Origin of the sequence: Rhodopseudomonas sp. BR0G17, assembly GCF_010907025.1 — a bacterium.
Taxonomy (GTDB): Bacteria; Pseudomonadota; Alphaproteobacteria; order Rhizobiales; family Xanthobacteraceae; genus Rhodopseudomonas; species Rhodopseudomonas palustris_H.
Genome location: NZ_QUML01000007.1, coordinates 1 through 25,503 on the forward strand (window position 1 = coordinate 1; position 25,503 = coordinate 25,503).

General features: G+C 65.9%; 36 protein-coding genes, 1 tRNA gene and 1 pseudogene. 28 read left to right on the plus strand and 10 right to left on the minus strand.

The annotated features are described in order from the left end of the window. Nucleotides 1–129: 129 nt before the first annotated feature. From DY467_RS07405 to DY467_RS07415, 3 genes are all read left to right on the plus strand, one after another. Nucleotides 130–477: a cupin domain-containing protein gene (locus tag DY467_RS07405; RefSeq protein WP_164634952.1), complete on the plus strand. Its 348-nt coding sequence runs from the start codon at nt 130–132 to the stop codon at nt 475–477. Nucleotides 478–790: 313 nt separating this feature from the next. Beyond that, entirely contained in the window at nt 791–2,281 is a 1,491-nt protein-coding gene (locus DY467_RS07410; RefSeq protein WP_164634954.1) for a glycosyltransferase family protein, read from the plus strand. A gap of 90 nt (nt 2,282–2,371) precedes the next feature. Then, the gene (locus DY467_RS07415; RefSeq protein WP_107343438.1) at nt 2,372–2,935 is read left to right on the plus strand and encodes a type 1 glutamine amidotransferase domain-containing protein; all 564 of its coding nucleotides are present in this window, start codon (nt 2,372–2,374) and stop codon (nt 2,933–2,935) included. A 195-nt stretch (nt 2,936–3,130) separates the two neighbouring features. On the opposite strand, the gene DY467_RS07420 is transcribed toward DY467_RS07415, so the two are convergent. Then, the gene (locus DY467_RS07420) at nt 3,131–3,502 is read right to left on the minus strand and encodes a hypothetical protein (RefSeq protein ID WP_164573767.1); all 372 of its coding nucleotides are present in this window, start codon (nt 3,500–3,502) and stop codon (nt 3,131–3,133) included. Between the two features lie 226 nt (nt 3,503–3,728). Here DY467_RS07420 and DY467_RS07425 point away from each other — a divergent pair, with 226 nt between their 5' ends. Further along, complete coding sequence (locus DY467_RS07425; RefSeq protein WP_164634956.1) at nt 3,729–4,547, plus strand: lytic murein transglycosylase; 819 nt, start codon at nt 3,729–3,731, stop codon at nt 4,545–4,547. Between the two features lie 30 nt (nt 4,548–4,577). Here the strand turns inward: DY467_RS07425 and DY467_RS07430 are convergent, their stop codons facing one another. Further along, nucleotides 4,578–5,291 (minus strand): flagellar hook capping FlgD N-terminal domain-containing protein, encoded by a 714-nt coding sequence (locus tag DY467_RS07430; protein ID WP_164634958.1) that lies wholly within the window; start codon nt 5,289–5,291, stop codon nt 4,578–4,580. Between the two features lie 12 nt (nt 5,292–5,303). Further along, the gene (locus DY467_RS07435; protein WP_164634960.1) at nt 5,304–6,896 is read right to left on the minus strand and encodes a flagellar hook-length control protein FliK; all 1,593 of its coding nucleotides are present in this window, start codon (nt 6,894–6,896) and stop codon (nt 5,304–5,306) included. Nucleotides 6,897–7,208: 312 nt separating this feature from the next. Here DY467_RS07435 and mnmA point away from each other — a divergent pair, with 312 nt between their 5' ends. The 5 genes from mnmA to DY467_RS26470 all read left to right on the plus strand — a co-directional run bounded on the left by mnmA (nt 7,209) and on the right by DY467_RS26470 (nt 10,150). Continuing rightward, the gene (gene mnmA / locus DY467_RS07440) at nt 7,209–8,402 is read left to right on the plus strand and encodes a tRNA 2-thiouridine(34) synthase MnmA (protein ID WP_107343443.1); all 1,194 of its coding nucleotides are present in this window, start codon (nt 7,209–7,211) and stop codon (nt 8,400–8,402) included. A 19-nt stretch (nt 8,403–8,421) separates the two neighbouring features. Then, on the plus strand, nt 8,422–9,060 hold the full coding sequence (locus DY467_RS07445) for a class I SAM-dependent methyltransferase (RefSeq protein ID WP_164634962.1): 639 nt from the start codon (nt 8,422–8,424) through the stop codon (nt 9,058–9,060). 45 nt (nt 9,061–9,105) lie between these two features. Then, entirely contained in the window at nt 9,106–9,444 is a 339-nt protein-coding gene (locus tag DY467_RS07450; RefSeq protein WP_164634964.1) for a hypothetical protein, read from the plus strand. 115 nt (nt 9,445–9,559) lie between these two features. Next, nucleotides 9,560–9,636, plus strand: a tRNA-Met gene (locus tag DY467_RS07455). A 241-nt stretch (nt 9,637–9,877) separates the two neighbouring features. Further along, entirely contained in the window at nt 9,878–10,150 is a 273-nt protein-coding gene (locus DY467_RS26470) for a hypothetical protein (protein WP_246701482.1), read from the plus strand. Nucleotides 10,151–10,219: 69 nt separating this feature from the next. On the opposite strand, the pseudogene DY467_RS26475 reads toward DY467_RS26470, so the two are convergent. Next, a pseudogene (locus tag DY467_RS26475) lies at nt 10,220–11,221 on the minus strand (recombinase family protein); the annotation flags it as partial. An 81-nt stretch (nt 11,222–11,302) separates the two neighbouring features. On the opposite strand from DY467_RS26475, the gene DY467_RS07465 reads away from it, so the two are divergent. Next, nucleotides 11,303–11,626, plus strand: coding sequence for a hypothetical protein (locus DY467_RS07465; RefSeq protein ID WP_164634966.1), 324 nt, complete (start codon nt 11,303–11,305; stop codon nt 11,624–11,626). Between the two features lie 44 nt (nt 11,627–11,670). On the opposite strand, the gene DY467_RS07470 is transcribed toward DY467_RS07465, so the two are convergent. The 6 genes from DY467_RS07470 to DY467_RS07495 form a co-directional block, all read right to left on the minus strand. Next, nucleotides 11,671–11,868 (minus strand): hypothetical protein, encoded by a 198-nt coding sequence (locus DY467_RS07470; protein WP_164634968.1) that lies wholly within the window; start codon nt 11,866–11,868, stop codon nt 11,671–11,673. After that, the gene (locus DY467_RS07475; RefSeq protein ID WP_164634970.1) at nt 11,865–12,170 is read right to left on the minus strand and encodes a hypothetical protein; all 306 of its coding nucleotides are present in this window, start codon (nt 12,168–12,170) and stop codon (nt 11,865–11,867) included. The genes DY467_RS07470 and DY467_RS07475 overlap by 4 nt, the downstream gene beginning before the upstream one ends. Further along, entirely contained in the window at nt 12,167–12,331 is a 165-nt protein-coding gene (locus DY467_RS07480) for a hypothetical protein (protein WP_164634972.1), read from the minus strand. Before DY467_RS07480 ends, DY467_RS07475 begins: the two co-directional genes overlap by 4 nt. After that, on the minus strand, nt 12,328–12,591 hold the full coding sequence (locus DY467_RS07485) for a hypothetical protein (protein ID WP_164634973.1): 264 nt from the start codon (nt 12,589–12,591) through the stop codon (nt 12,328–12,330). Before DY467_RS07485 ends, DY467_RS07480 begins: the two co-directional genes overlap by 4 nt. 15 nt (nt 12,592–12,606) lie before the next feature. Beyond that, nucleotides 12,607–12,822 (minus strand): hypothetical protein, encoded by a 216-nt coding sequence (locus DY467_RS07490; RefSeq protein ID WP_164634975.1) that lies wholly within the window; start codon nt 12,820–12,822, stop codon nt 12,607–12,609. A 150-nt stretch (nt 12,823–12,972) separates the two neighbouring features. After that, nucleotides 12,973–13,566 (minus strand): LexA family protein, encoded by a 594-nt coding sequence (locus tag DY467_RS07495; RefSeq protein ID WP_164634977.1) that lies wholly within the window; start codon nt 13,564–13,566, stop codon nt 12,973–12,975. Nucleotides 13,567–14,010: 444 nt separating this feature from the next. Between DY467_RS07495 and DY467_RS07500 the strand changes: the two genes are divergently transcribed. The 18 genes from DY467_RS07500 (at nt 14,011) to DY467_RS07580 (ending at nt 25,452) form a co-directional block, all read left to right on the plus strand. Further along, nucleotides 14,011–14,223 (plus strand): hypothetical protein, encoded by a 213-nt coding sequence (locus tag DY467_RS07500; protein ID WP_164634979.1) that lies wholly within the window; start codon nt 14,011–14,013, stop codon nt 14,221–14,223. 83 nt (nt 14,224–14,306) lie between these two features. After that, nucleotides 14,307–14,522, plus strand: coding sequence for a hypothetical protein (locus DY467_RS07505; protein ID WP_164634981.1), 216 nt, complete (start codon nt 14,307–14,309; stop codon nt 14,520–14,522). Further along, on the plus strand, nt 14,519–14,989 hold the full coding sequence (locus DY467_RS07510) for a hypothetical protein (protein ID WP_164634983.1): 471 nt from the start codon (nt 14,519–14,521) through the stop codon (nt 14,987–14,989). The genes DY467_RS07505 and DY467_RS07510 overlap by 4 nt, the downstream gene beginning before the upstream one ends. A gap of 201 nt (nt 14,990–15,190) precedes the next feature. After that, nucleotides 15,191–15,691 (plus strand): single-stranded DNA-binding protein, encoded by a 501-nt coding sequence (ssb, locus tag DY467_RS07515; protein WP_164634985.1) that lies wholly within the window; start codon nt 15,191–15,193, stop codon nt 15,689–15,691. 11 nt (nt 15,692–15,702) lie between these two features. Next, nucleotides 15,703–15,903, plus strand: a complete 201-nt coding sequence (locus tag DY467_RS07520; protein ID WP_164634987.1) for a hypothetical protein — start codon at nt 15,703–15,705, stop codon at nt 15,901–15,903. Further along, nucleotides 15,900–17,381: a DNA methyltransferase gene (locus DY467_RS07525; protein WP_164634989.1), complete on the plus strand. Its 1,482-nt coding sequence runs from the start codon at nt 15,900–15,902 to the stop codon at nt 17,379–17,381. Before DY467_RS07520 ends, DY467_RS07525 begins: the two co-directional genes overlap by 4 nt. A gap of 17 nt (nt 17,382–17,398) precedes the next feature. Beyond that, nucleotides 17,399–18,223, plus strand: coding sequence for a dATP/dGTP pyrophosphohydrolase domain-containing protein (locus DY467_RS26480; protein WP_246701483.1), 825 nt, complete (start codon nt 17,399–17,401; stop codon nt 18,221–18,223). Further along, nucleotides 18,223–18,354 carry a hypothetical protein gene (locus DY467_RS26700; RefSeq protein WP_283811782.1) on the plus strand — a complete coding sequence of 44 codons (132 nt, stop codon included), beginning with the start codon at nt 18,223–18,225 and terminating at the stop codon, nt 18,352–18,354. Before DY467_RS26480 ends, DY467_RS26700 begins: the two co-directional genes overlap by 1 nt. Before the next feature lie 56 nt (nt 18,355–18,410). Then, a complete protein-coding gene (locus DY467_RS07535) occupies nt 18,411–18,989 on the plus strand; it encodes a phosphohydrolase (RefSeq protein ID WP_164634991.1) in 579 nt (192 codons plus the stop codon). Further along, nucleotides 18,986–19,348 (plus strand): hypothetical protein, encoded by a 363-nt coding sequence (locus tag DY467_RS07540; protein WP_164634993.1) that lies wholly within the window; start codon nt 18,986–18,988, stop codon nt 19,346–19,348. The genes DY467_RS07535 and DY467_RS07540 overlap by 4 nt, the downstream gene beginning before the upstream one ends. Beyond that, nucleotides 19,348–19,536, plus strand: a complete 189-nt coding sequence (locus DY467_RS07545; protein WP_164634995.1) for a hypothetical protein — start codon at nt 19,348–19,350, stop codon at nt 19,534–19,536. Before DY467_RS07540 ends, DY467_RS07545 begins: the two co-directional genes overlap by 1 nt. A 292-nt stretch (nt 19,537–19,828) precedes the next feature. Beyond that, complete coding sequence (locus DY467_RS26845; RefSeq protein WP_164634997.1) at nt 19,829–21,643, plus strand: phage/plasmid primase, P4 family; 1,815 nt, start codon at nt 19,829–19,831, stop codon at nt 21,641–21,643. 361 nt (nt 21,644–22,004) lie between these two features. Further along, nucleotides 22,005–22,901, plus strand: a complete 897-nt coding sequence (locus DY467_RS07555) for a hypothetical protein (RefSeq protein WP_164634999.1) — start codon at nt 22,005–22,007, stop codon at nt 22,899–22,901. 501 nt (nt 22,902–23,402) lie between these two features. After that, nucleotides 23,403–23,651 (plus strand): hypothetical protein, encoded by a 249-nt coding sequence (locus DY467_RS07560; RefSeq protein ID WP_164635001.1) that lies wholly within the window; start codon nt 23,403–23,405, stop codon nt 23,649–23,651. Between the two features lie 88 nt (nt 23,652–23,739). After that, nucleotides 23,740–23,952 (plus strand): hypothetical protein, encoded by a 213-nt coding sequence (locus DY467_RS07565; RefSeq protein WP_164635003.1) that lies wholly within the window; start codon nt 23,740–23,742, stop codon nt 23,950–23,952. Then, nucleotides 23,952–24,521 carry a hypothetical protein gene (locus tag DY467_RS07570; RefSeq protein ID WP_164635005.1) on the plus strand — a complete coding sequence of 190 codons (570 nt, stop codon included), beginning with the start codon at nt 23,952–23,954 and terminating at the stop codon, nt 24,519–24,521. The genes DY467_RS07565 and DY467_RS07570 overlap by 1 nt, the downstream gene beginning before the upstream one ends. Nucleotides 24,522–24,525: 4 nt before the next feature. After that, nucleotides 24,526–24,816 carry a hypothetical protein gene (locus tag DY467_RS07575; RefSeq protein ID WP_164635007.1) on the plus strand — a complete coding sequence of 97 codons (291 nt, stop codon included), beginning with the start codon at nt 24,526–24,528 and terminating at the stop codon, nt 24,814–24,816. 21 nt (nt 24,817–24,837) lie between these two features. After that, nucleotides 24,838–25,452 carry a hypothetical protein gene (locus DY467_RS07580; protein WP_164635009.1) on the plus strand — a complete coding sequence of 205 codons (615 nt, stop codon included), beginning with the start codon at nt 24,838–24,840 and terminating at the stop codon, nt 25,450–25,452. Nucleotides 25,453–25,503 lie beyond the last annotated feature (51 nt).

The window sequence follows — 25,503 nt, forward strand, 5'->3', positions numbered from 1 at the left end:
GCGGGGGACCGTGGGCCGGGGCGGGCAAAAGCGGTATGAACCGCCGCGCGGCGAAACACAAGCTCCATCGCAAGACGGATGGCGGCCGGCGCCGATCGGCGCCAAATTCCGCGCCGAGGATTGAGAACGATGGACGCACCCCACGGAAATCTCCTGAGCGCGCTGCCGCCCGCCGGCCCCGACGAAGTGCTCGACACCCTGCTGGCGCGCGGCGGCATCCGCGTCGAGCGCATCGTCTCGTTTGGCCAATCGAGTCCGGACGGGTTCTGGTACGATCAGAGCGAAGACGAGTTCGTCGTGCTGCTGTCGGGCTCCGCCGTGCTGAGGTTTGAAGACGGCGACCGCACCGTCGATCTCATCCCCGGCACCTGGATCGACATCCCCGCCCACTGCCGCCACCGCGTCGAAGCCACCGCGACCGACCAGCCGAGCGTATGGCTGACGATGTTCTGGCCGGCAGCGGTGAAGGCTACGTAGTCCGTAGCCCGGATGAGGCGAAGCGAAATCCGGGATCCCGGAATTCAGGCCTCGCGCTTGCTGTAGCTCTCGCCCGCCTCGCCGCTGTCGCTTCCGCAATTCTCAGGCAACAAGCCATTCCGCACGGAGCGGTGAAGCGAGGATTGCGGTCAATCGCTCCGTGATGCTGATACCAAATCTACGTACGCTCATCACCATTTCTGTAATAACACATCGTTTCGTTAGTTCGTCGCCGGTATTCACTGCAGCTCATCGTCATCTGCCTCGGTCGCTTGTCGAATGGACGGTATCGTACCAATCTCTATGCTGACAGTTGGCATCAGTTCAGTGCCTGCGGCTGGGGGCGGCTGGTTTGTATCAGGCGGCGAGTGCACGGGACGGCGTGCAGGGCGGGGCGTGGTCGTCGGCGAAGACAGCGACGATCGGCAGCGCGTTCATTCTGGTCGTGACCGGGCTCAATCTGGCCTGGGTGTTTGCGCGGCTGTTCGTCCAGGTGCCGATCGGCGCCAACGAAGGCTGGAACGCGATCCATGCGGCGCGTGCGCTGAGCGGCTTGCCACTGTATCCGGCGGCCGACAGCTTCATGTTCAACAACTATCCACCACTATCGTTCTACATTGTCGGCGCCGTTGGTGCGCTCCTCGGCGATAACATCATCGCGGGGCGCTTGCTGTCGCTGCTGGCCACGCTCGCAATCGGCGTCAACATCGGCATCGTCGTACGCAATCTCGGCGGCACGGTGCTGTATGCGATCTTCGCGGGCTGTCTCTGGCTCGGCATCGTCAGCAAGAGCTATCTGCTTTATGTCGGCGTCAATGATCCGCAGCTACTGGCATTCGCTGTGATGACGGCGGGCTTCGCCTTGTTCACGCACGCACCGCAACGAGCCGTCTATCTAGCGCTTGCTGCGCTGGTGATGGTGGTGGCCGGATTCATCAAGCACAACGAGCTGGCGATGCCACTGGCGTGCACGGCGTGGCTGGCGTGGTACGACCGCCGGGCGCTGCTGCGTTGGCTCAGCTATTCGCTGATGTTTTTAGGAATTGGCTTCGCTGTCTGTTTCGCAGCCTATGGTCACCCGTTCTTCAACCAGCTGATGACGCCGCGCACCGTCAATCTGTACAACGTCGTCAGTCTGCTCGGCTGGTTGCAGGGTTTCGTCATTCCGCTGGTGGTGTGGATCCTGTTCGTCCGCGCCGCCCGTCCGACCGCGGAATTCCGTCTGGTGAGCTTGCTGCTGGCGTTCGGCTGTGTCGCCTTCGTGGTCACGCGGATCGGCGAGGGTGTCAACATCAATTGCCTGTTCGACTGGATCATCGCGGCCTGTATCGCAGCGGGTGTGCTGCTGTCGCAGCTGGATCAGTCGCCGCTGTCTGCACGGTTCGGCGTGGTGACCACGGAGGCGTTGATCGTTGGCGCCCTGTGCCTGCGGCTGGTGCTACTGCCCTCGGGTGATCTCATCCGCTTCGTCACTGAACCGCGACTACTCGATGAGTTGCAGGCACGGCAGGCCGCGGTGCGAGCCGATGTTGCGTGGATGGCGCAGCAGCGCGGGCCAGCGATGTGCGATGAACTGGCGCTGTGCTATTGGTCGGGGCAGACGTCGGGCTACGATCAGTTCAACGCCGGCCAGGCATTCCTCACCGGGAAACGCTCGGAAGCCGAGTTGATGCGGCAGATCACAGCCGGCGCATTTCCGCTGATCGCTGCCTATCCCGGATCGCTGCTGATCGCGCCCGCCCGCGCCGCAGGCCTGACGGAACGTCCGGGCGCGACCGGGTCCTTGCTCTTCACCGCTCCCTGACGGCGGCTCATCTGCTGTGTTCCCTGCGGAACGATCATCCGTGCCTGCGATTACTCAGCGGGGCGCTGATCAACGACATGGAGAGCACATATGGCAGGCCAACTCGATGGCAAGCGCGTCGCTATTCTGGCTACCAACGGCTTCGAACAGTCGGAACTGGAAACCCCGCGCGACAAGCTGAAGGCGGCCGGCGCGCAGGTCGATATCGTCTCGCCGGAACAGGGCGAGATCAAAGGCTGGGACATGAAAGATTGGGGCCGGCCGGTGAAGGTCGACAAGCAGCTCGGCGCGGTGAAGGCCGACGATTACGACGCGATCGTGCTGCCTGGCGGCCAGATCAATCCGGACCTGCTGCGCGTCAATCCGGACGCGCTGAAGCTGATCAAGGCGTTCTATGATGCCGGCAAGCCGGTGGCGGCGGTGTGTCACGCGCCGTGGCTCCTGATCGAAACCGGCATCGCCAAGGGCAAGCGGATGACCTCGTACCACTCGATCAAGCAGGACGTGATCAACGCCGGCGCCAAGTGGGAGGATTCCCAGGTCGTCACCGACAACGGCCTGATCACCTCGCGCAACCCGGGCGACCTTGAGGCGTTCTCGGCCAAGATCATCGAGGAGATCCGCGAGGGCAAGCATCAGCGCCGCGCGGCCTGATGCGTGAACGGGTGACGGCGGCGCTCAGCCGCCGTTTCGCCACGGTGATCCGCGACAGTTCCGGGATGCAAACAACGACCGCGCCGATGGGTTCATCGGCGCGGTTTTGATGCCAGAGGAGCCGCGATGGCGCGGGCCGAGCGGATCGGGAGAGGTGGAGCGCTACGGCGCCGGAAGGCGCCGCAAGCTGCCGGCTCAGAGGCTGCCGTGCCGACGCACTGCGCGGGCGCCATGCTCGGCGCGGACCGGGATCGCCTTCGCGCCGGGGATCAGTTCGATCGGCAATTCCAGCTTCTTGCCGCCCTTGCCGCCGCCGCGCAGATCGCTGCCCATCGCCATGATCGCCGAGCCCATCGCGGCCGAGCCAAAGGTCACGACGAAGCCGAACAGCAGCAGGCCGAGCGCGGTGCCGGGCGAGTCGTCGGCGAAGATCAGATCGCGCAGATGGCCGGGGTTGAGATACAGCAGCCCGCCGAGCAGCAAGGCCGCGATCATCACACCGATCGCCAGATTGATCGCCAGCAGGCGAAACAGCGGTTGGCCCAGCAAGGCACTCCGGCGCGGCATGATGTTCTTCCCTTCGCTAACGATGGTTCGCCAGCTTGTCGCCAGCGTCCCTGGATTCGGGGCCGACTTGTCGGGTCAGATATGGCGCTGTTGGTCCCGCCTCGCAACCGCAAGTATGAAATGGTAGATTCGCGCGGTTGTCATAGCAATACGCATCAATACGCATTCAAGTTCGGTACGCCGTCCTTTCCCTTCGCCATTTCCCTTGCTTGGAGACACGATTCAGATGTTGAAGCTGCGCCTTGCTCTCGTCACCTGCGCCCTCGGCGGCGCTCTGCTGTCCACCGCGCCGGCTGAGGCCGCCCGCTGCGGCGGCGACTTCAACAGCTTCATTGCCAGCTTCTCTGCTGATGCAACCCAGGCCGGAATTTCGCAGGGCGTGATTTCGCAGGCGCTCGGCGGCGTCACCGAGGACCCCGGCGTGCTGGCGTTCGATCGCCGTCAGCGCGGCACCTTCAACAAGAGCTTCGAACAATACGTCTCGACGCGGGTCGGCGCCGGCCGCATCAAGGCCGGCCGCGCGATGCTGATGCGCCACGCCTCGCTGCTGTCGCGGATCGAGCGCCAGTTCGGCGTGCCGCCGCAGATCGTGGTGGCGATTTGGGGCCTGGAGACCGATTACGGCAAGGGCGACATGGGCAAGCTGCCGGTGTTCCGCGTGCTGGCGACGCTGGCGCATGACTGCCGCCGGACCGAGCTGTTCCAGGGCGAACTGCTGGCGGCTCTGCAGATCCTGCAGCGCGGCGACCTGACGTTGCGCGATATGGTCGGCGCCTATGCCGGCGAAATCGGCCAGACCCAGTTCCTGCCGTCGTCCTACATCAAGTACGGCGTCGACTATGACGGCAACGGCCACGTCGACCTGCGCCACAGCGTGCCGGACGTGCTGGCCTCGACCGCCAATCTGCTGAAGAGTGCCGGTTGGAAGGCCGGTGGCTCCTACGAAGAAGGCTCGGCGAATTTCGAAGCGATGCGCGAGTGGAATCGTGCGCTGGTGTATCGCAAGACGATCGCTTACTTCGCCGACAAGCTGATCGAGCAGTAAGCGCCTGGCAGATCCGGGCGCGCGGCACCGTCACATCGAGGTGGCGGTGCTGTTGGCCCGGACCAGCTTGTTGATCTGATCGAGCGAGAAGTTCTGGCCGCCGATCGACAGTTTTGGCGGCGTCTGGGTGAGGTCGACGGAGTCGATCGTTCCCTGGATCTGGGTGGAGACCGTGGCGGTCTTGCCCGACGCATCGGTGGCGACGATCGACAGCTTGTAGTTGCCGTCCGGCCATTGGGTGCCGTCGTTGCCGCGGCCGTCCCATTTGAACGCCTGATCCTTGCCGGCATTGATGGTGAACTTGCCGGAATACACCGTCTGGCCGGTGTCGCTCTGAATCGAAACCTGGGCGCTGACCGGCTTGTCGGTCGACAGCGACCAGATCGCCTTGCCTTCGCTCATCTGCACCTTGCTGCCGTCGACGATGGCGTTGGCGCCGACGAGGCTCATCGCTTGTGTCGCCTGTGCGGTGGTTTGCAGCTGCACCAGCGAACTCAGCGAGTCGTTGGTCTTGAGCTGCTGTTCGATGCCGGCGAACTGCACCAATTGCTGGGTGAACTGGTTGGTGTCCAGCGGGTCGGTCGGGTTCTGGTTCTTGAGCTGTGTCGTCAGCAGCGTCAGGAAGGTCTGGAAATTGTCCGCGATGCCCGGGGTCGAGCTGGTCTTGGACTTGGCGCTGTCGGCGGAGTAGTTCGGATTCGGGGCCGAGTACGGCGTAGTCGCGGTTGTGTAATCGACGGACATGCGCGTTGCTCCTCAGATTCGAATATCGACGCCGCCGCTCGCACCGAGCATGCGGCCGTAGCCGCGGCTCGCGACCGGCGTGGGCGGCAGTTCATCCTGCGAAATCACCAGCCGCTGCGACCTGCGGCCGCTCTCCTGCTGCTGGCCCTGCTGACCCGACGAGGACTGGTCACGCAGGCTGAACTGCAGGCCGCTGTCGCCGGTCTTCAAACCGGCATCGTCGAGCGCGCGCTGCAACTGGGTTTGATCCTGGCGCAGCATCTGCAGCGTCTCAGGCTTCTCCACCGTCAGATGCGACGTCACCTGGCCGTGGCGATCGACGTCGATCCGCACGTCGATACGGCCGAGTTCGGCCGGATCGAGACGGATGTCGAAGCGGGTCGCGCCGCCTTTGGCGCGGGTGGCGATCTCGACGGCGAGCCCTTCGACCGGCACCGGCGCGTTGGCGGCGTTGGTCGCGGTGAGCTGCGAGGCGGCCGCCGCATTGACGCCGGTGGTGGCCGCCGGCTGCAGATGCTGGGGCACCGCGATTGGTGTCTGCGGCAGCATGGTGTTGGCATCGGCCTGCGCCTGGGCTTGCGGCAGCGCCGCGTCCGGCTTCAGGTGCGAGGCGCCGGACTTCGGCGACGCATCGTCGCCGGCGCCAGCGAGCGCGTGGGCGAGCTTCGCGTCTCCGGCCGGCTGGCCGTCGGGCGTCGTCTGGCCGGGCTGCGGCGGCACCGGCGTTCCGGTGGTGGCGTTGGCAGTTGCCGCCTGGGCGGCCGCGGCCTGCGCGGTCGTTGGGGTGGTGGCCTCGCCCTTGGTGTCCGACTTGGCTGTCCCGTCGGTCTTGGCGCCCGCCTTGGTGTCGGCCTTGGCGCCGTTGGCCTGGGCTGCCAGCGCGGCGAGTTTCGGATCGGCCGCGACGCCTGCCTGGGTCGCCTCGGCGGTCCCCGTCTGGTCGGCGGTAGCGGTCTGAGTCGTTGTCGTGCCGGCATCGGCCTTGGCCTTCAGCGCCGCGGCGGCGGCGATCGCCAGCGGCGTGCCGGTCGCGCTGCCGGCGGCGTCACCTTCGGCGTTCGGGCCGGTGGCGGCGGTCGTGATCTGGGCAGCGATCAGCGCGGTCGCGTTCGGCGTGATCGTCACCGGCGGGGTCGCGCCGGCGTCCTTGCTGTCGGCTTGGTCGGCGCCCTTGGCGTCGGTGTCCTTGGCGGCTCCGGATTTGTCGTCCTTGGCCGACTTCGTGTTGTCCGCCTTGTCGCTCTTCGTCGTACCGGTCTTGTCGCCGCCGGTGGTGTCGGTGGTCTTGGCGTCCGGCTTGGCCGGATCGGACGACGCGGCGTTATCGGCGCGGCGGGAGTCGTCGTTGGTGTCGCGGGAGCGGCTGCGATCGGTCGTATCGCTCCGGTCGGTGCGGGAGCTGCGGCTGATGCCGCGGTCGTCCGAGGCGCTGCTCGAGGACCGGGTGTCCGGCTTTGGCGCCGAGCTGGCCTTGTCGTAGGCAGCGGTATTGCTGTCCACAAGGGCGGCGAAATTGTCCATATGCGACGAACGCTCGTTGCGCGCCTGGGTGCGAGGCGCGGGGGCGGGCGTGCTGGCTGCGACGTCTGGCGATGCGTTGACCACGGGCAATCTCTCACTCTTCAGTCCAAAGCACCTTCAGCAAGGACCGGGCCAAACAAAAGAGTGAGTGAATCCAGATGGTTGGCGTCGGCAACGGCAGGGCGGAACCGGGCTTTGCCACGCTATTTCTGCCGCTGCGGCAGAATTTGCCGCGGCCGCGGCCCGCAAAACCGGGCCGCTGCGATTGCGCCTCCGGGAGGCGGCCTATATTAAAAGCATGCATCACCGAGGTTTGCGGAATTGGCCCTGCCGCTTCCGGACATTGCGGAAGGATGACCGCGCGGCGGACGCCGGTCGCAGCTTATGACTGAACCAATGCTCAACAGTCTGGATCTCGAAGGCCGGCCGCAGGACACCCGCGTCGTGGTCGCGATGTCCGGCGGCGTGGATTCCTCGACGACTGCCGCGCTGCTCAAGGCGCAGGGCTACGACGTCGTCGGCATCACGCTGCAGCTCTACGATCATGGCGAGGCGATCCATCGCAAGGGCGCCTGCTGCGCCGGCCAGGATATTCACGACGCCCGCGCGGTCGCCGAGCGGATCGGGATTCCGCATTACGTGCTCGACTATGAAAGCCGGTTTCGCGAGTCGGTGATCGACAGCTTTGCCGACAGCTACGCCTCCGGCGAGACGCCGGTGCCGTGCATCGAGTGCAACCGCTCGGTCAAATTCCGCGACCTGCTCGCGACCGCGCGCGAGCTCGGCGCCTCGGCGCTGGCGACCGGTCACTACGTGTCGTCGCGGCGCCTCGATGACGGATCGCGGGCGCTGGTCTGCGCCGCCGATCGCGACCGCGACCAGAGCTACTTCCTGTTCGCCACCACGCGCGAGCAGCTGCAATTCCTGCGCTTCCCGCTCGGCGACATGACTAAGCCGCAGACCCGCGAGTTGGCGCGGCAGTTCGGCCTGTCGGTCGCCGACAAGCACGACAGCCAGGACATCTGCTTTGTTCCGACCGGGCGCTACACCGACGTGGTCGAGCGGCTGAAGCCGAACGCGATGGAGCCGGGCGACATCGTCGATGTCGACGGCCGCGTGCTCGGCCAGCATCCCGGCATCGTCCACTTCACCGTCGGCCAGCGCCGCGGTCTCGGCATCGCATCGCGCTCGCCGCTTTACGTGCTGCGGCTCGATGCGGCGCGGCGGCAGGTCGTGGTCGGCCCGCGCGAAGCGCTGCTGATGGACCGGATCGTGCTGCGCGACATCAACTGGATCGGCGACGGGGCACTCGACGACGTGATCGGCGACGGCCTGGAGCTGTTCGTCCGGGTGCGCTCGACGCGGGCGCCGCAGCCGGCTTGGCTGCGCGCAGCGAACGGCGGCTATGAGGTCGAACTCGTGGTCGGCGAGGAGGGCGTGTCGCCGGGGCAGGCCTGCGTGTTCTACGATGCGGCCGAGGGCCAGGCCCGCGTGCTCGGCGGCGGCTTCATCAAGAGCGCTGCGCCGCGCCGGTTCGAAGGCGGGCGCGAGCAAATCGAGGCGCCGGCGCTGGCCGCCGTGCGCGGCTAAAGGATTTTCGGGGCAGAGTATGGCGAACGACATCGATCGCGCGGGCGTGGCGAAAGCCTACGCGCGCTGGGCGCCGATTTACGATCTGGTTTTCGGCAAAGTGTTCGACAGCGGCCGGCAATCGACCATCGCGGTGGCCGATGCGATCGGCGGGCGTGTGCTCGACGTCGGCGTTGGTACCGGGCTGTCGCTGTCGGATTATTCCAAGACCACCCGGCTGTGCGGCGTCGATATTTCCGAGCCGATGCTGCGCAAGGCGCATGAGCGCGTCCGCACGCTGAACCTCAGCAATGTCGATGTGCTGGCGGTGATGGACGCCAAGAACCTGGCGTTTCCGGCCGATTACTTCGACGCCGTCGTGGCGCAATACGTCATCACCGCGGTGCCGGACCCGGAAGCCACGCTGGACGATTTCGTCCGCGTGCTGAAGCCGGGCGGCGAGCTGATCCTGGTCAACCACATCGGCGCCGAAAGCGGACCGCGCAAACTGTTCGAACTGGCGTTCTCGCCGATCGCGCGCCGGCTCGGCTGGCGGCCTGAGTTCCCGTGGCAGCGGCTGGTGAACTGGGCGGCGCACAACCGCGGGGTGGAACTCGCAGAGCGCCGGCCAATGCCGCCGATGGGCCACTTCTCGCTGATCCGCTATCGCAAACTGTGACCGTGTGACGCCGGAACGTGGCAGGCTTCGCCACGTTGTCCGGGCATGATGTCAAAACTGACCATCGCGCTCGGATGCTTGGCTCTGGCGGCCGCGCCCGCAGCGGCGCAGGCGCCGCCCAAGCCGCCTACCACCACGGCGCCGTCGGCGACCGAATGCTCGCCGCATGCGACCGTCAATCCGCCCGGCACGACCGCTCCAGGTGCCACCACCGGCCAGACCCAGCAGCCGCTCGGCGACAAGCTCGCTAAGACCGATGGCGTGCTTTGCCCGCCGACCGGCGTCGACCCGGAAATCCGGGCGCCGACCCCGGACGTCGGCAGAACCCCGGTGATTCCGCCGCCGGGCAGCCCGGGTGGCGATCCGACGGTCCGTCCGAAATAGCCGTATCGGCAAGTTTTCCTGCCCTGTCCGGCATTGCTTGACAGGGCAACCCGCGCCTCCTTATATGCCGCGCGTTCGCATCGCCTTCTTCGCAAGGCCGACGGCGAACCACCGTGGCGGGGTAGCTCAGCTGGTTAGAGCACGGGAATCATAATCCTGGGGTCGGGGGTTCAAGTCCCTCTCCCGCTACCACCAAGCCCCCCCTGCCGTTTCCAGCGATGCGGCGCATTGCGGGCGGGGCTTGCAAGAGGGTTTCGAGGCGTCCCCTGATCTCGATCTCGATATCGGCGCTGTTCGGGGGTGCGTACACCACAACCGAATCCACCAGTTCGCGCAGCCGGTCGGCGGCGCCGTCGACCTCGCCGATTTCGTTTTGCTGCATCAGCTCCGCTAGTGTCGCGATGTCGGTCCGGTAACGCGCAATCGTCGCGGGATGCAGTGCCACGACGTTTCCGGCCTCGCCGATCGCGTCGAGCCGCGCGGCGATGGTTTCGCGCTCGGCCTGCAACGCGTTGATCTGCGGCACGATGGGCGCCGGATCGGCGCCGAGGCGGCCGACAAGGTCAATCAGGCGGTCGAGCTGCCGGGTGATCTCGCCTTGGCGCCGGGTGAGCTTGGCGCGGTCGGTGTCTGCCTCTTTGGCAAGTCGGCGGCGTTCGTCGTTATAAGTCGCGACGTATTCGGCGAGGAACACCGGGTTTTTTAGTTCTCTCTGCAGACCTTCGAAGGTGAGTCGTTCAACGTCATCCCGCTTAATGCGGCGGCTGTTGGTGCAGGCGCCGCTTTCGCGGTGCGTCGAGCACTGCAGTCGGGCGGTGCCGGCGCGGTTGCCGATCGACGACATGCCGCCGCCACACGAGCCGCAACGGATTAGTCCGGCGAGAATGCGGGCGGTGCGCTGGATCGCGCGCGGGGCGCCTGGCGTGCTGGTGCGTGCCTTGCGGGCTTGGGCCGCTCGCCACAGGTCATCTGTGATAATCCGAAGGTGCGGCGCCTCGGCGGTGCGAAATTGATCGGGCTTGTTCGGTCGCGAAATTCGTTTGCCCGTCGCCGGGTCTTTGATCATCCGGACCTTATTCCAAACGATCCGGCCGGTATAAAGCTCATTGAGCAAGATACCGGCGCCGCGCTGCACGTTGCCGTTGATCGTCGACGCGTTCCAGCGCGTGCCTCGGGGCGCTGGCGCGCTTTCGGCGTTGAGTCGCCCGGCAATGTCACGGGGCGGGGCACCGGCGGCGTATTCGGTAAAGATGCGGCGGACGATCTCGGCCTCGGCTTCGACGATCTCCAGTTCGCCCGGCTTGCCCGGCACGGCCTGATAACCGAAAGCGCGGCCGCCGGCGTGGCGGCCCGATCTCACCACGCCGTCCATGCCGCGGCGGACGTGCACCACCAAATTCTCAATGAACATTTCGCCCATGAGCGCGCGCAGCGCGCCGTCGAGCTTGCCGACCTTGCCGCTTGCGGTGTGGATCGTGATGCCGAGGAAATCGAGGCGCTTGCGGGCGGCGTGCCAATCGCCTTGATCTCGCGAAATGCGGTCGACATCCTCGGCGATCACGGCGTCGAACAGCCTCGCCTCGGCGGCTCGCATCATGGTCGCGAAGCCGGGGCGGTTAATCGCGCTGGTGCCTGAAATCGCCCGATCCTCAAAGGTAGAGACAACGGCCATTCCATCGCGGGCCGCGATCTCACGGCACAGCGCGATTTGATCGTCGATCGAGCGGTCGGACTGCAGATCGGAGGAAAATCGGGCGTAAATGGCGGCGCGGATCATGGGCTCGGGCTGGCGGCTGCGGCGCCGCCGGCCTTTTCCCGCCGCGCCATATCCCGCGCATGATCCTCGCGCGCCGCGCGTTTGGCAAGCGCCCGCACCAGCTCGAGCAATTCCTCGGGCGGCTTGTGGAAAGGTGCTGGTTGGCGGGCTCGGGGCACGGTTCGCTTATTTTTTCACGTCGAGGCGTTTGCTGATCAGCGCGACGGCGGCTGCGGCCGCGCCGGTTTGCGTTTGGAATCGCTTCGGCTTGCCGCTGCCATTCTTGATCGCCGCGCCGTCGACGAGCGCGACATAGGTCGACGCGCCGCGGCAGCGGCGAAGGCAAATTCGGCCGTCGGCGCTGCGGCGTTCGAAGTCATTGATGCCAGTTTTGTAACTATCGAACTTGACGCCGCCGACGATTAGCAGCGTCGCGTTATGGCAAAGCCGGCCGACAGCTTGAGGCGTTGTCATACCGCGTCGCCTTCCGGATTGATGATGGCGCCGTCGAGCCGGTTCGGGGCTTGCAATTGTTGGCGGGCAAGGTGCAGCGCCGCGTGACGGCGTGCCGGTTCGATCTGCAGCACCTTTTCGTCGTCAAACGCTTCGGGGTCGATCGCGCGCGCTCTGGTGAGTGCGACGCCGAGCAAATATCCGTTGAGGCTCATTGGTTCATCCGCCGAGCATGGGCGCGCTGGCGCCTGATCTCGATCAGGTGTGTGAGTGCCGAGGCGTGCTGATCGCGCACGCTATAGAAGTCGGTAAGGAACGACTCCGGCACCCGCTGGCCGCGGATCAGCGGCCAGACCTTAACGAACAGTGCGCGATCTTCGGCGTAGTGCGACTCGTCGATCTGGTAATTGCGCGGGCGTGCGCTGATCAACAGCCAATGCGTTTCGAGCTTGATTGCGTCGAGCAGTTTCTCGGCGCGGGCGGCCTTGTTTGTAGGATCGTCGACACGCGGCCTCATGGGCGCTTTTCCTCCGTTGTGATGCGGATCACGCGCGCCACGTCGGCGCGCCGGGCGAACAGTTTTTTGAGACGCCTGGCGCTCGCGCGCGGCGGGACGATCTGAGCCTCGTCGAGCATGTCCCCGTTAGCGTCGAGTGCGATCATGGTTTGCAGCTTCACGGCTGCACCGGGCGTCGACGGCAGCTCTTGAAGCTCTTTCGTGGCGTGATGAACGCGTGTCCCGCCGGCGAAAGTGTCGCAAACAGGATCGGTGTCTCGGTGGTCCCGCGAATGGGTGGATAGTTGATGCTGACAAACTCGGGAAAAACCCGCGCGACGGCGCGGATGTTGGTGGCGACGCTACGATTGAATACTGCGCGATGGTCGCGCACGGCGCGCATCGCAAATATGCAGGCTTCGGAAAGGCGACGGCTGCGCATAGCGGTCACCGTGTTCTAGTTGACACGACAGGCGAGCCGCCGCGCGGTATTCGCCGCGGCGTTGCCGTATCGTTGCAGTTGCTCGGCGGTCCAGCCGGCGCGCAGCATGTCGGTTTCTGTCACGCCGACGCCGGCGGTGCGCATATCGTCGGCAAGAGCGAGAATGGCGCGATGGCCGGACAGCAGGCGGCGCGGGTCGCTTGCTGATGCGGTGGTGATGGCGAGTGACATCGGCTTCCTTTCCTAGTGGAGAGCCGAAATCTAAAAGCGTCGCTTTTGAAAAGTCCACGCAAAAAATAAGTGCAACGTATAAAATTGAGGTTGAAAATCCTCTCTGCTTATAATCCGGGCGGAGTTCGTCGAATCAGTCAGCCGTCCTAATCAGAGATCGAGGAAAACTTTGACGACGCGTCCAACGACGCTGACGCCTTCCAGCCCGTCGAGTTCGATCGGATCGTGCTCGGGGTTGTGCGAATAGGGTTCCAGTCGCATCGGGCGGGCGCGGTACCGCTTAAAGGTCGCGCGGCCATCGTGCATGAAAATGTAGTCCTTGCCCGGCACAAGTTCGCGGTCGGCGCGGTCGACAACGATAAAGCTGGTGTCGGGGGCGATCTTGTTCATGCTGTCGCCTTCGACCTGAAGAATGAAATAATCTCCGTTCCGCAGGCCGGCGACGGGAATTCGCCGCAATTCGTCAAGGTGGGCGTCGAGGACCGTTTCGGCCGCCGACAACGCGCCGGCGCTGACCATGGTGTAAACGGGCAGGTTGATGGCTCGGCTCGGCAGGAATTTCGCAAACGCCGGCTCGATCTCGATCAGCTTCAACAAATTTTTTTCGGTCGGCGCATCTTCGCCGCTTTCCCAGCGCGAAACGCCGACCTGACTCACGCCGACCAATTCGCCGAAACGCGTTTGGCTCAGGGGTTTTCCCTTGCTGCCAAGCGCGAGGCGCGTGTCGCGAATGAGCTTTTCCAACGACGGTGACATGCGCCGAGAGTAGGGCGCAGCTTCGCGATCCCATAACCGCCGGACGTATGGGGCGGGTTGCGAAATATAAGTGCCGCGTATATCCGGAGTGTGCATCGAGTCGGTTGGCGATTCGGGTGCGGAAAAGCTGGGGAGGCGGCCGTGTCAGCGGCTGCCGGCATCCACCCTAGTTCGTCCAGTTCCAAATGTCGAATCACGGGGTAGGGCCGCGGAACAAGGCTTCCGCGGCAGCGGGGGAGTCATGTCTCAAGCGGATGAAAAGCCTGCGCGCTGCGGCGCGGGGAATGGCGGCGGTTGTTCTTGTCCGGCTTGCGCCTCGCCATTCGTGGTCCGGCGGGCGCTGGCCGTCGCGACCGATGAGGCGCCGCGCGCGCCAGAGTTAACGCGCGAGCCGCCCGACCTCTACGCCGACATGACGTTGAGGGGCGCGTGGTGAGGTTCGAAATCGCGATCGCGCTCGTCTATTGCGCGCCGTTGGCGATCGCCGGCGTGATCATCGTATTCGTCGCCCGTCGCCGTCGGCTCGCGTCGTGCGACGGTGTTAGTTGCAACTGCGCCGCGCGGCTCGACGCCTGCGCCTGCCGGAATGATGACGGCAGCCGCAACCCGCGCGGCGCAGGGCGCGGCCGGATGGTGCGGCCGTGATCGCCGGAAGCCTGCGCGGCGCGCTGTCGCGGCTGATCGGTGCGGCCGAGACGATTATCGCTCGGCCCGATCTGGCAATTCCGATGTTGCCCGATCTGATCGAGATCGAGGCCGACTTTGCCGAGTCCGGCGGCGCCGGGTGCGGCGCGGCGTTGCTAACACACACGCTCAAGCTGATTGCGTCCGAACCGCTGGCGACCGGCGCAACGGTGCTGCGCCTCGCCTTCGTCGCCGAGCAGGCGCTCGCGATCACGCGCGACGATCTTTTCCAACTGGTGAGCAAGGGGGTGAGGGGATGATCAGCGAGGTGCGTCAACAATGGCTGCGCGATGCGTGGCACGGGCCGGACAAGCTCGACGCGATCGCCGCGGCGGCCAATCTCGGGCCGCGGCATGTGCGCAGGTTTTGGGAAGGCGAGAAGGCTGCCGGCCGGTTGCCGAGCGGGCCGCGGCCGCACTTTGCGGCGCGTAGTAGCGCGCGTGTGCCGCTCGCGCCGTCCGCGCTCGCCTGCGACGGCTCGATCGGCGCGATTGTCGATGCCGATGACACCGACGCCTCGCCGATCGCGCAGCCTAATCCCTGCTACGCGTCCGCCTGCGCGCGCTCGCTGGCGGCGCTGCACCACGCGCATGATCCCGACGCGATGGTGGTCGAGGTTCCGACGCAGTACCTCGCGCAGCCGCCGGTGACGCAAGACAAGCTGATGGCGATGGCGCGGGCGCTCGATCAGCAAAGCCGCGCGCGGCGAGCCGGGGTGGCGCGGTGAGCGCGGCCACGGCGATCGGCCCGATCAGCTGCATCCGCTCCGTTGGCGGCGTCGTGGTGATCAAAAGCCCAAGCATGGGCAAGAGCACCAGCACCGCGGTCTTGGCCGCGATGCCCGCACCTGCTGCGCCGTCATGCAGGCGGGCCGCGCGCGGTTCGTGCGCTGATCTCTCAAATCTTCCGAAATGAAGGACTAAGCGGCATGGCCGGCAGCGTTAACAAAGTCATCTTGATCGGCAACCTCGGCACCGATCCGGATATTCGCCACACCCAAGACGGCCGACCGATCGCGACGTTTTCGATCGCGACCTCGGAGACGTGGCGCGACCGAACGACGGGCGAGCGCAAGGAGGCGACCGAGTGGCACCGCGTCGTCGTGTTCAATGAAAACCTCGCCAAGATCGCCGAGCAGTACCTCAAGAAAGGTAGCAAGGTTTACGTCGAGGGCGCGCAGAAAACCCGCAAATGGACGGATCAGGGCGGCGTCGATCGGTACACGACGGAGGTTGTGCTGCAATCCTTCAACAGCACCCTGACGCTGCTCGACAAGCGCGAGGGCGTGCCGGGCGCGCAGGGCGAGGGCGACTACGGCACCACGCGCACCACGGCGCCGGCGAGCGGCGGCACGCTGCCGCCACGCGGCTCGGGCGGGATCAGCTCGGGCCGGGCTTCGCCGCCTCTCGATGACGATATTCCGTTCTAGGGGCGCGGGCGATGCGGTTCTATCGCGGCGACGCGCACAGCCGGCAATTCCGAAACTTTGTCGACGCTAACGACGCTGCCGGCTTTGCGGCGCGCGCAGCGGCGCACGCCGAGCCGACTAAGCGCGAGCTGCGCGAAATGATCGCGCAGGCGGTGCGCAACACCGCGGCGCTGCAAGGCCGCGCCACGAGCAAGTGCAGGGGGGAGCGATGACGATCGACGCGCACGGCGGCGAGGCGCTGCTCGGCGGCCGGGTGATGCTGCATGCCGGTGACAGCCTGGCGGTGCTGGATACGCTGGCGGAAAGCTCGATCGACGCGTGTGTGTGCGATCCGCCGTATCACCTCACCTCGATCGTGCAGCGGTTCGGAAAGGATGGCGCTGCGCCGGCGCAGGACGATCGCTCGGGCGGCGCCTACAAGCGCACCTCGGCCGGTTTCATGGGCAAGCAATGGGACGGCGGCGATATCGCGTTCCGGCCTGATATCTGGCGCAAGGTGTATCGGGTGCTGAAACCCGGCGCGCACCTGCTCGCGTTCGGCGCGTCGCGCGGCTTCGGCCGGATGCAGGTGGCGATCGAGGATGCGGGATTTGAAACCCGCGACTGCATTCTCGACATGATCGACGCCGACGCGCGGATCGTCGGGTTTCTCAACTCATTGAACGATGCGCAGCGCGCGGCCTTCCTGCAGATCGTGGTGGAGTCCGGCGACGTTGGCGGGTTGCTCGCCTGGGTATTCGGCTCGGGCTTTCCGAAGTCGCACGCGGTATCGCTGGATTTCGAAAAGACGCTGTGTGAGCCGCGCAAGGTCGGCGGCGTGACCGAGTATTTCTACCTTTCCGACGGCGAGAAAATGCGGCGCGAGGCGCCGTTCCGGCACGATCTGGCGCAGCAATTCGCCGGCTTCGGCAGCGCGCTCAAGCCCGCATTCGAGCCGATCGTGATGGCACGCAAGCCGCTGATCGGCTCGATCGCCGACAACGTCGCGGCGTTCGGCACCGGCGCTATCAATATCGACGCGGCGCGGATCACCGCAGACGCGAGCGAGGTGATCGAGGCGAGCGCGGACTATTCCGAGGTGACGCCGGGGCATGACGGCTATCGCCGGCCGGGGCGTTCGATGTTCTCGCACAAGGCGGCCGAGCGCGGCGGGCCGTCCAACGGGACCGGGCGGTTTCCGGCGAACGTGATCCATGACGGCAGCGCCGGCGTGATCGCGGGGTTTCCTGCCGCTGCTGGCGGCGGCAGAGCGACGCGCGGCGGTTCGGCCGATGGTAACGGCATTTACGGATCGGCGTTTCCGCGCGGTGATCTGCGCGAGGTGGGTTTCGGCGACGGCGGCTCGGCCGCGCGTTTCTTCTATTCCGCAAAGGCCGATGCGCACGACCGCGTCGGTTCTAAGCATCCGACGATTAAGCCGGTCGACGTGATTCAGTACCTCGTTCGCTTAAGTACGGCGCCGGGGCAGGTGGTGCTCGATCCGTTCGCCGGCACCGGCACCACGGGCGAGGCGGCGTTCCGCGAGGGCCGCCGCGCGGTGCTGATCGAGCGCGAGGCCGAGTACCGCGACGATATCCGCCGCCGCATGGCGCTCGCGCTCGCCGGCCCCGATGAACGCAAGCGCGAATCCGTCAAGGCGAAAATCGGAGAGCGGCCTTTCGAGGCCGGATCGCTGTTCGCGGACCTCTAACTAACTAAGGGAAGATGATGACGCATCCGACACACAAGACGCGGCTTTCCGATTCCTCGCTGTATGACGAGGTGTGCACGCTCTGCGGTGCGACCGACGCGCAGGGCACGGCCGACGCGCTCGCCGCGCCTTGCCCGAACGCCGCGCGGCCTGGCGCGCACTGCGCCGAGTGCTGGAAGGATGAGCGCGACGGCGCGCGCACCCGCTACGTTTGCACCGGGGGCTGCCACACCGCCCGCGCGCTCGATCTGGCGACGTTCGCCGCGCTCTGCGCGACGTCGGATGCGCCGTTGCACGTCGGCGTCGATCTCGGCTCGCGCTCGGCGGTCACGCGCGCCGAGCGCGCGTTGCCGCGGATGCAGGAACAACGGCCTTGGCCGGGCGAACCGGCGGTGGCGACGGGGGCGCTGGCGGCGTTCGATCTCGTCGCTCACCTTGAGCGGCAACGGCAGTTTTCGTTTCGCACGTTCGGGCCGGGACCGCGCACCGCTGGCGTGATCGACCATATCCGCCGTGAGTTGATCGAGGTGGAAAAGGCGCCGGGCGATATCACTGAATGGGTCGACGTGATCCTGCTCGCGCTCGACGGCGCTTGGCGCGCTGGTTTCAAGCCGGAGGAAATCGCCGGCGCGATCGCGCTCAAGCAGTCGCGCAACGAGGCGCGCACCTGGCCGGACTGGCGCACCGCAGATCCCGACAAGGCGATCGAGCACGTGCGTTCAGCGCCGACGCCGGACTCGGCGCGGGTGCTCGGCGATCGTCTGGTCGGGCTTCTCGACGACGGCATGTGTGATGAGCACGGCGTCTTCGGATGCAGGAAGTGCCTCAAGGGCGGCGTGTGATGCCGGATCGCGTCGAGCTGGCGGCGTTCGCGCTGTTCGCTGTGGTGCTGGTGATCACGCTCGATCCGATCATCGCACGGGCGACGCGCGTGTTTGCGTTTTTCGAAATTATCAACAGGGGGATGCAATGATGTGTAGTTATTGCGCGTCATCGGCCGGGGCGTGCGACTGTCTCGATCCGTCACAGTTGCCGCCGGCGCCGCGCGTAGGCGACTGGATTCAGACGTTTACCGGCGGCGCCTTCTGGCCGCTCGATCCTCGCGCCGAAGAAATCAGCGTCTTGGATATTACGGCCGGATTGGCGCGTGAATGCCGGTTCGGCGGGCAATGCCTGCGCTTCTACAGCGTCGCCGAGCACAGTGTTTTGATGTACCGCGTTGCGACTGATCGTTGCTGGTCGGCGCGGCAGCGGCGCGCGGTGCTTCTGCATGATGCCAGCGAAGGACTCGGCCTGCGCGACATTCCGCGGCCGATCAAGGGTGAGTTCTCGAACTACAAGGCAATTGAAAGCCGCGTGATGCGGGTTGTTGCTGCGAAGTTCGATTTTGATTGGCCGCTCGATCCCTCGATTAAGCAGCTCGACAATGAGATCGGTGGCGCTGAGCAGTTGCAAAACATGGCGCCCGCGGTGATGCCGTGGGGTGCGACCGCTGATCATGCAGCGTTCGGTGCTGATCCGCTCGGCGTGCGGCTCGAGTATTGGTCGCCGGACAGGGCGTTTATCGAGTTTCAAATCGCGGCGGCTGAGCTTGGGTTGTGGCGATGACTGATCGCCCGGCTTTCACGGTGCAGCACAAGCGGCGCGCGCCGAATGCGGACTACGCCAGCAAGCCGGGCGACGCTCGCCGCTCGGGCCGGGCTGCGCCTGGCGCGCTGGCCGGCGCGCCGGTGATCTCGATCGAGTACCGCGAAACCGGCGCCTCGATCGAGGCGCGGCTCGGTGTGGTGGTGGTTGGCGCGGTCACGCACGATCCGACGGCCGGCTATTTTTGGGCGGTGTACCTGCCCGACGTGCCGCGCACGCCTCGGCCCGCGGCCAGCGCCGTCAAGGCGCGCTCGGCGCTCGATCACAAAATCAGGGAATGGTGCGCGGCGGCGCGGCTGATGTCGGCGAGGCGATCATGATGACGCGGCCGCAATTCATCGCAATGGCGTTCGGCCTGATCCTCGCCGGCGTGGCGATCGGATACTCGATCGGCGGCGCGTCGCGCGTTGCCAGCGTGGCCAAACTCGGCGCGGCGGTGACCGCTGCGCAGGTGACACAATGCGTCAAGCGCGACCGGATGCTGCCGGCGATCGAGGTGCGGCCGTGAGCGACAACCCCGCACCCCGTGACGACGGGGTACCCCATGATGACGCCGAAGCGTCGATCACGTTCGGCGCCATGCTGATTGAGCTGGAATCGCAGGCGAACCGATATGCGCTGTGGCGCAACTACGCGCTGAACGAGGCCGATCGCGCGGCGACCGATGTTGATCGAGATTTCTGCCACCGGATCGCCGCCGATCGTTGGCGTCTCGTCGCGATCTACCAAAACATGATGCTGCTCGTTGAACGGATTCGCGGCGACGCGGTGATCTGCCGCCGCACGAGCGTATTGCGCGAATGCTCGAATCCGATAGCGGCTTTGATCCGTCGCACCTCGACGAAACCCCGCACCCCGCCGAGACGGGGCACCCCTACGGGCAAGGCGAGGATGAGGGGGAAATCGAGCCTGCCGACGACGCGCGGCCCGACGACGCCGACGACGTATCGCGGGCGGTGCTGGTCGCCTGCGCGCGCGAGCCGCAGAACGATCTCGGCAACGGCCGGCGGTTGTTGCACCATTTCGGCGGCGATCTGTTGCATGTGCGCGACGTGGGTTGGCACGCCTGGGTCGGGCAGCATTGGGAGCGCGAAGGCGGCGCCGAGGTGGCGGTTAAGCTCGCGCACAAAACCGCCGAGCGCATCGTGCTCGAGTCCGACGTGATCGAGCCGACGCCGAACGAGCGGCGTGCGATCGATACGGCCAGCCAAGCGCGCGATCAGATCGCCGCGATCGAGGCCGAGGCCGATCCGCGAGCGCGGATCGCGCAGCGCTCGGCGGCGGTGATGCTCAAACGTATGATCCTCGCCGGCGAGGAAGCGCAGGCGGCCGTCAAGGGGCGCCAGATCGCCCGGCGGAAATATGCGGTGTCGAGTGGAAACTCGGGCAAAATCCGCGGGATGCTCGATCAGGCGCAGCCGTACCGCACGGTGACGGTCGACGATCTCGACGGCGATCCGCTCGCGTTCAACGTGCTCAACGGCACGCTGCGGTTTGTCGCCGACGAGGTGCCAGATCCCGACGCGTCGGATCATTCCGACAAGGTGACCAAGCGGTGGCGCGTCGAGCTGACGCCGCACCGGCGCGCCGACAACATCACCAAGGTTGCGCCGGTCGACTACGATCCGACCGCGCGGGCACCGAATTTCGAGGCGGCTGTTAGGCGATTTCTGCCGATCGCCACGGTGCGCGACTTTGTGCAGCGTTATCACGGCTACGCGCTCACCGGACTCACCGGCGAGCAGTGTTTCGTTTTCAGCTATGGCACCGGCGCAAACTGGAAATCGACGTTCGTCGAGATCGTCGCGCGGATCATGGGACCATATTGCGCAACGATCAATTTCGAGTCGCTCGCCGGCGATCAGCAACGCTCGGGCTCGGGACCGTCGCCCGATCTGGCGCGGCTGCCGGGCGCGCGCCTGGTGCGTGCGTCCGAACCAGAGCGCGGGGTGCAGTTCAAAGAGGCACTGATCAAGTCGCTCACCGGCGGCGAGCCGATGCTCGTGCGGTCGCTCAACAAAGAGTTTTTCGAGTTTCGCCCGGCCTTCAAGCTCGTTCTGAGCGGCAACCACAAGCCCGAGGTTTCGGGCGTCGATCATGGCATTTGGCGGCGGATCAAGTTTGTTCCGTGGCCGGTGACGATCGCCGATCACGAGCGGCGACCGATGGATGAGGTGATGGCCGAGATCATGCCGGAGCGATCCGGAATCCTAAATTGGCTGATTGCCGGGGCGCTCGATTACTTGAACGACGGCCTGCGCACGCCGGCCGAGGTGATGGAGGCGACGGCCGAATACCGCGACGAAATGGACCCTGTCGGCACATTCATCGGCGATTGCGTCGAGGGTGTGCCGGCGAACGCCGACGGCACGGCGGCGTCGAGTGTGAGCGCGCGCGAGATGTACGACGCTTTTGCCGCGTGGGCGAACGCGAACGCGGTGCGGCCTTGGAAAGAAACGATGTTCGGCCGGGTGATGTCGCAAAAGGGGTTCCTCAAAGAGCGCAAGGAAACCGGCAAGCGCTACATGCACGTTCGGCTGAAAAACGTCCCGGCCGCACCGCGCCGCCGGCCCGACGAGCCGCCGCACCCGGCCGACGACGTGGTGCCGATTTGAGGTTGCGAGCCTCGCCGGCAACCGTGCAGCCATCTGAAAACCATGTCGGGATGCACGGTCGCTGTACGGTTGCGCAAAACCGTGCATCCCGAAATTCCGTAGCGATCGCAAGGCGCTGTCGGGTTGGCTGTAGGGATGCACGGTTTAGGCGGGTGTCCGGCCTCTGCTACTCCGGGGTGCGGGGGCGAAAGCCGGATCACTGACTCATATGTACGTACCCTTCTAAACCCTACATCCCTACAGCAAGACTATGCAGCCTATTGAAAACTATACAGAATTTATCCTGTAGGGTTTCTAACTAACTGTACAGAAACCCTACATCCCTACAGCCGATAAGTTCCAACCCCAAAAGGACAAGGCCGTGAAACCGAAAATCGAAATCGAGCGACTGCTGCAATGGGCGCTGCGCGAAGAGCTGCCGAAAGGTCGGGGGGTGTCGGCCGAGATCGGCGCTGCGATCCGCCGCCACAAGGCTGCGCGGCCCGGCATGATCGCGCGCAGCCTCGATCACCAGCGCGAAAGCGATCCGCTCGGTTATGTGCCGGGCGCCCCGCACGCCGACGCCGAACTGATCGCGGCGGCGATCGCCGATCTGCCGACCGATGCGACGATCGAAAGCGAGCACGACGCGCGCGCGCTGTTCGGTGATCTCGCGCCGATCGCCGAGGCGTGTATCTCGCCGCTGTTGCGATCGCAGTTCAACGCGCAGGCGATCGTCACGGCTTGCGCGGCGATGGGCAGGCGCCCGCGCTGGCAATTCGATCAGCCGCGCGCGTACCAGATTTTCATGCCGACGCCGGGGCGGCCGCGCGCACTGGTGTACGGGATCGATGCGGATGGTAATCGCGCAGAGCTGATCCCGAACCGCGGCCGCAAAGCGCAGCGCGAATTGTACGACCTTGCCATGTCGCCGCGCTCGCCGATCGAGTGGGGTGATCCGTCGCCGCTAAAGATCGGTGAGGCGCGCGCCGAATACGTCGCGTGGCATAGCGCACTCGTGCGGCTTGCCGCCGATCTGGCGGATCAACTAACAGGCTGCGATCCGTTGCCGCCGGCGGCGGCGGCGATGCCGTGGATCACCGGGGAGCACCGTCGCCGCGTGATCGTGGTTGGTCCTGCGCACTCTGCGCCGGTCGGCCTGCCACTCACGCCGGCGCGCCCGCCGTCGCGGCCGCCGCTCGAATCGCCACGCGCCTCGGCGGTGCGCTATCCGTTGCGCCAAGGCGTTGCCGCAGAAATGCCCGTCAACCGGGCCTAACTGCACAAAAATGGCCGGGTGCGTTGACCGGAACGAAAGCCGCTCGTAAACCGATCCGGCTGATGTACGATACCACAAAGCCCGGTGAGAGATCGCCGGGCTTTCGGTTTTCAGAAACAGAACAGACAACGATCGAGGGCTCGAACCAAATGCGCAAGCTGTAGAACGCCTGACGTAAATTCGCTCGTGTTTGTTGAACGCGCCTCGATCATCGGCGCGGTGACATAGCAACCCCAGCTCGACCACGTCGAGCATGTTGCATCCTACTGATGACGCAACGCGAAACACTTGCATCGATCTCGGCACAAGCCGCACAAGTAAGCATTTTGCCTTACCGCTGTAGTCGGCCTCTGTGATCCGGGCGACCGCATTTGATCGCAAATCGAACGCCTGACGGCCGCCCTATCGCACGGGCGTAAAACTCCGCGAGTCACCGCACGCTGAGTTGCGGCGATCAAGCCCGGTGGCGATACGGCCGGGCAACCAATTTCAGGTGGTGGTGTGATGATGGCGCGGGCAATCAAGCCGGGCGATTACGTCGACGTGCGCGCGGTCGCTGTTGGCCTCGATCGCGACGGCAATCTGATCGTGCGCCTGGCCGGCGTGCGCGCCATCGCCGAGATCGCGATCGGTAATCACCTGATCCTTGACGTGACCGAGCGCGAGCCGTCGGCGATCGCCGCCGACGCGGTGTGTTCGTCTTACGGTGAGGTGCGGCCGCTGCCGCAGCGCGCGGCGCGTAAAAAGTAATTCGAGTTTCGTCACGCGCACGGCGGCAGGCTGCCAAGTCAGACCGCTTAACGCAAACGCCGGGCTCGCCCGCGTGACGATCCAAACCATGCTGCGAGGTGATGCGATGGGATGCCGCTGTAATGAACGGCGACAAGCGATTGGCCGCGCCGCCGGCGCGATCGTGCGCGGTGATCTGCGCAGCGCGTCGGCGGCTGGGCAATTCGTCGCCCGCACGCTGGCGCAGGATGCGCGCTCGGGCGCGCTGCGCCAAGCCGCTGCCGCGCAGCTCGCCCGGCTGCGGCCGCCGGTTCGCCGCTAATGGCGCTTGCCCGGCTTGAAGTTGATGCGACGCAAGTCGCCGAGCTGGCGCAATTGTTTGAAACCGCCGGCCGTAAGGCGCCGGCGGCGATCGGTCGCGCGATCCGCCGAACCGGCGACATGGCTAAAACCCGCGTGGTGCGTGCGCTGGTTGCGCAGACCGGGCTCAAGCGCAAGGTGATCGTTAAGGCCGTCAAGGCTAAGCCCGGCGCGATGACGTACACGCTCAAGACGCGCGGCGGCAACGTGTCGCTGAAATACTTTGGTGCGCGTGAGACGCGCCGAGGCGTGTCGGCGGCTCCGTGGAATCGCCGTCGCGTGTTCGGTGGCGCATTCATCAAGGGCGGACGGTTTCCGAACCGGGTTGCGCTCGGCCTCAATGGTCAGGTGTTCGCCCGCGTCGGCAAGTCGCGGCTACCGATCGCGCGGCAGCGATCGGGGCTCTACATTCCGACCGAAATGATCAAAGGCGAAACCCGCGGCGCGTTCCTGGGGACGGTCAATGCGGTGTTGCCGGCAAAGCTCAGACACGAGATAGCCGCCATTCTCGGCGGCCACGTCGCGGGGTGATCGGATGGCTCGGCCTTTGGGCGAGGTGGCGCTGTCGGTTGCGGTGCGCTGCTCGGTGTTCGGTGTGGTTCAAGGCGTGGGCACGCTGGCGGCACTGCTCGCCGCTGTAGCGGGCGGCGGTGTCGGCGTGATCTGTGCGGTGTTGGTTGTCGCTGCCGTGGTCGGTCTGGTGATCGGTGACCGCGCGGTGCGGCCCGGCGGCGCGGGGGCGGCGGGTCCTTCCCCGGCACCCGCCCCTCACGGGGTCTATGCCGCGCCGAATGTCGCCAGCGGCAAAACTGAAATCTTGGGTTGACATGGTTGACAGGTTGACACGATGGACGAGCCGCGCCTCGATCTCGACGCCGGGCTGTGGTTGTCGATCTCAGAAATCGCCCGGCAGAAAGGCAAGTCCCGGCAGGCGGTAGCAAAGCGAGTTGCTGGGCTCGTCGAGGCCGGGCAGCTCGAAACCAAGGCCGGCGCCGACGGCACCAAGCTCGTCAACCTGGCGCAGTACGATCGGGCGGTGGGCGACACCGGCGACGCCGTGAAGGAAGCGGCGGCGCAAACCCGCAGCGAGGCCGATGCGGCTGCGCCTGGCGACGCCTCGCCGGTGCTGCGCGATCACCAAGCCCGCGCGGCGCAATACACCGCCGATCTTAAGTACCTCGATCTTGAGGAACGGCTCGGCCGCCTAGTGCCGCTGGCCGACGTGGCTGACGGCGCCAACCGCGCCGCCGAGGCGATCGTGCGGGTGATCGACAGGCTGCCGTCGCACGCCGAGACGGTCGCCGGGGCCGTCGGGAAAGACGGCCCCGCCGGCGCCCGCGCTGCACTCAAAGAGATCGCGCGGGAAATTCGCGCGGCGATCGCTGAGGCAATGGGTATCCTGGCAGGTAGCGCCGCGCCGCTGACAATCGAGCCGGGCGAGGATCACGACGCGCCCGTGTAAATCGGGCGCGCTGATCATGCTGCAATTCAGAAATTCGGCTGTCGCCGAGAT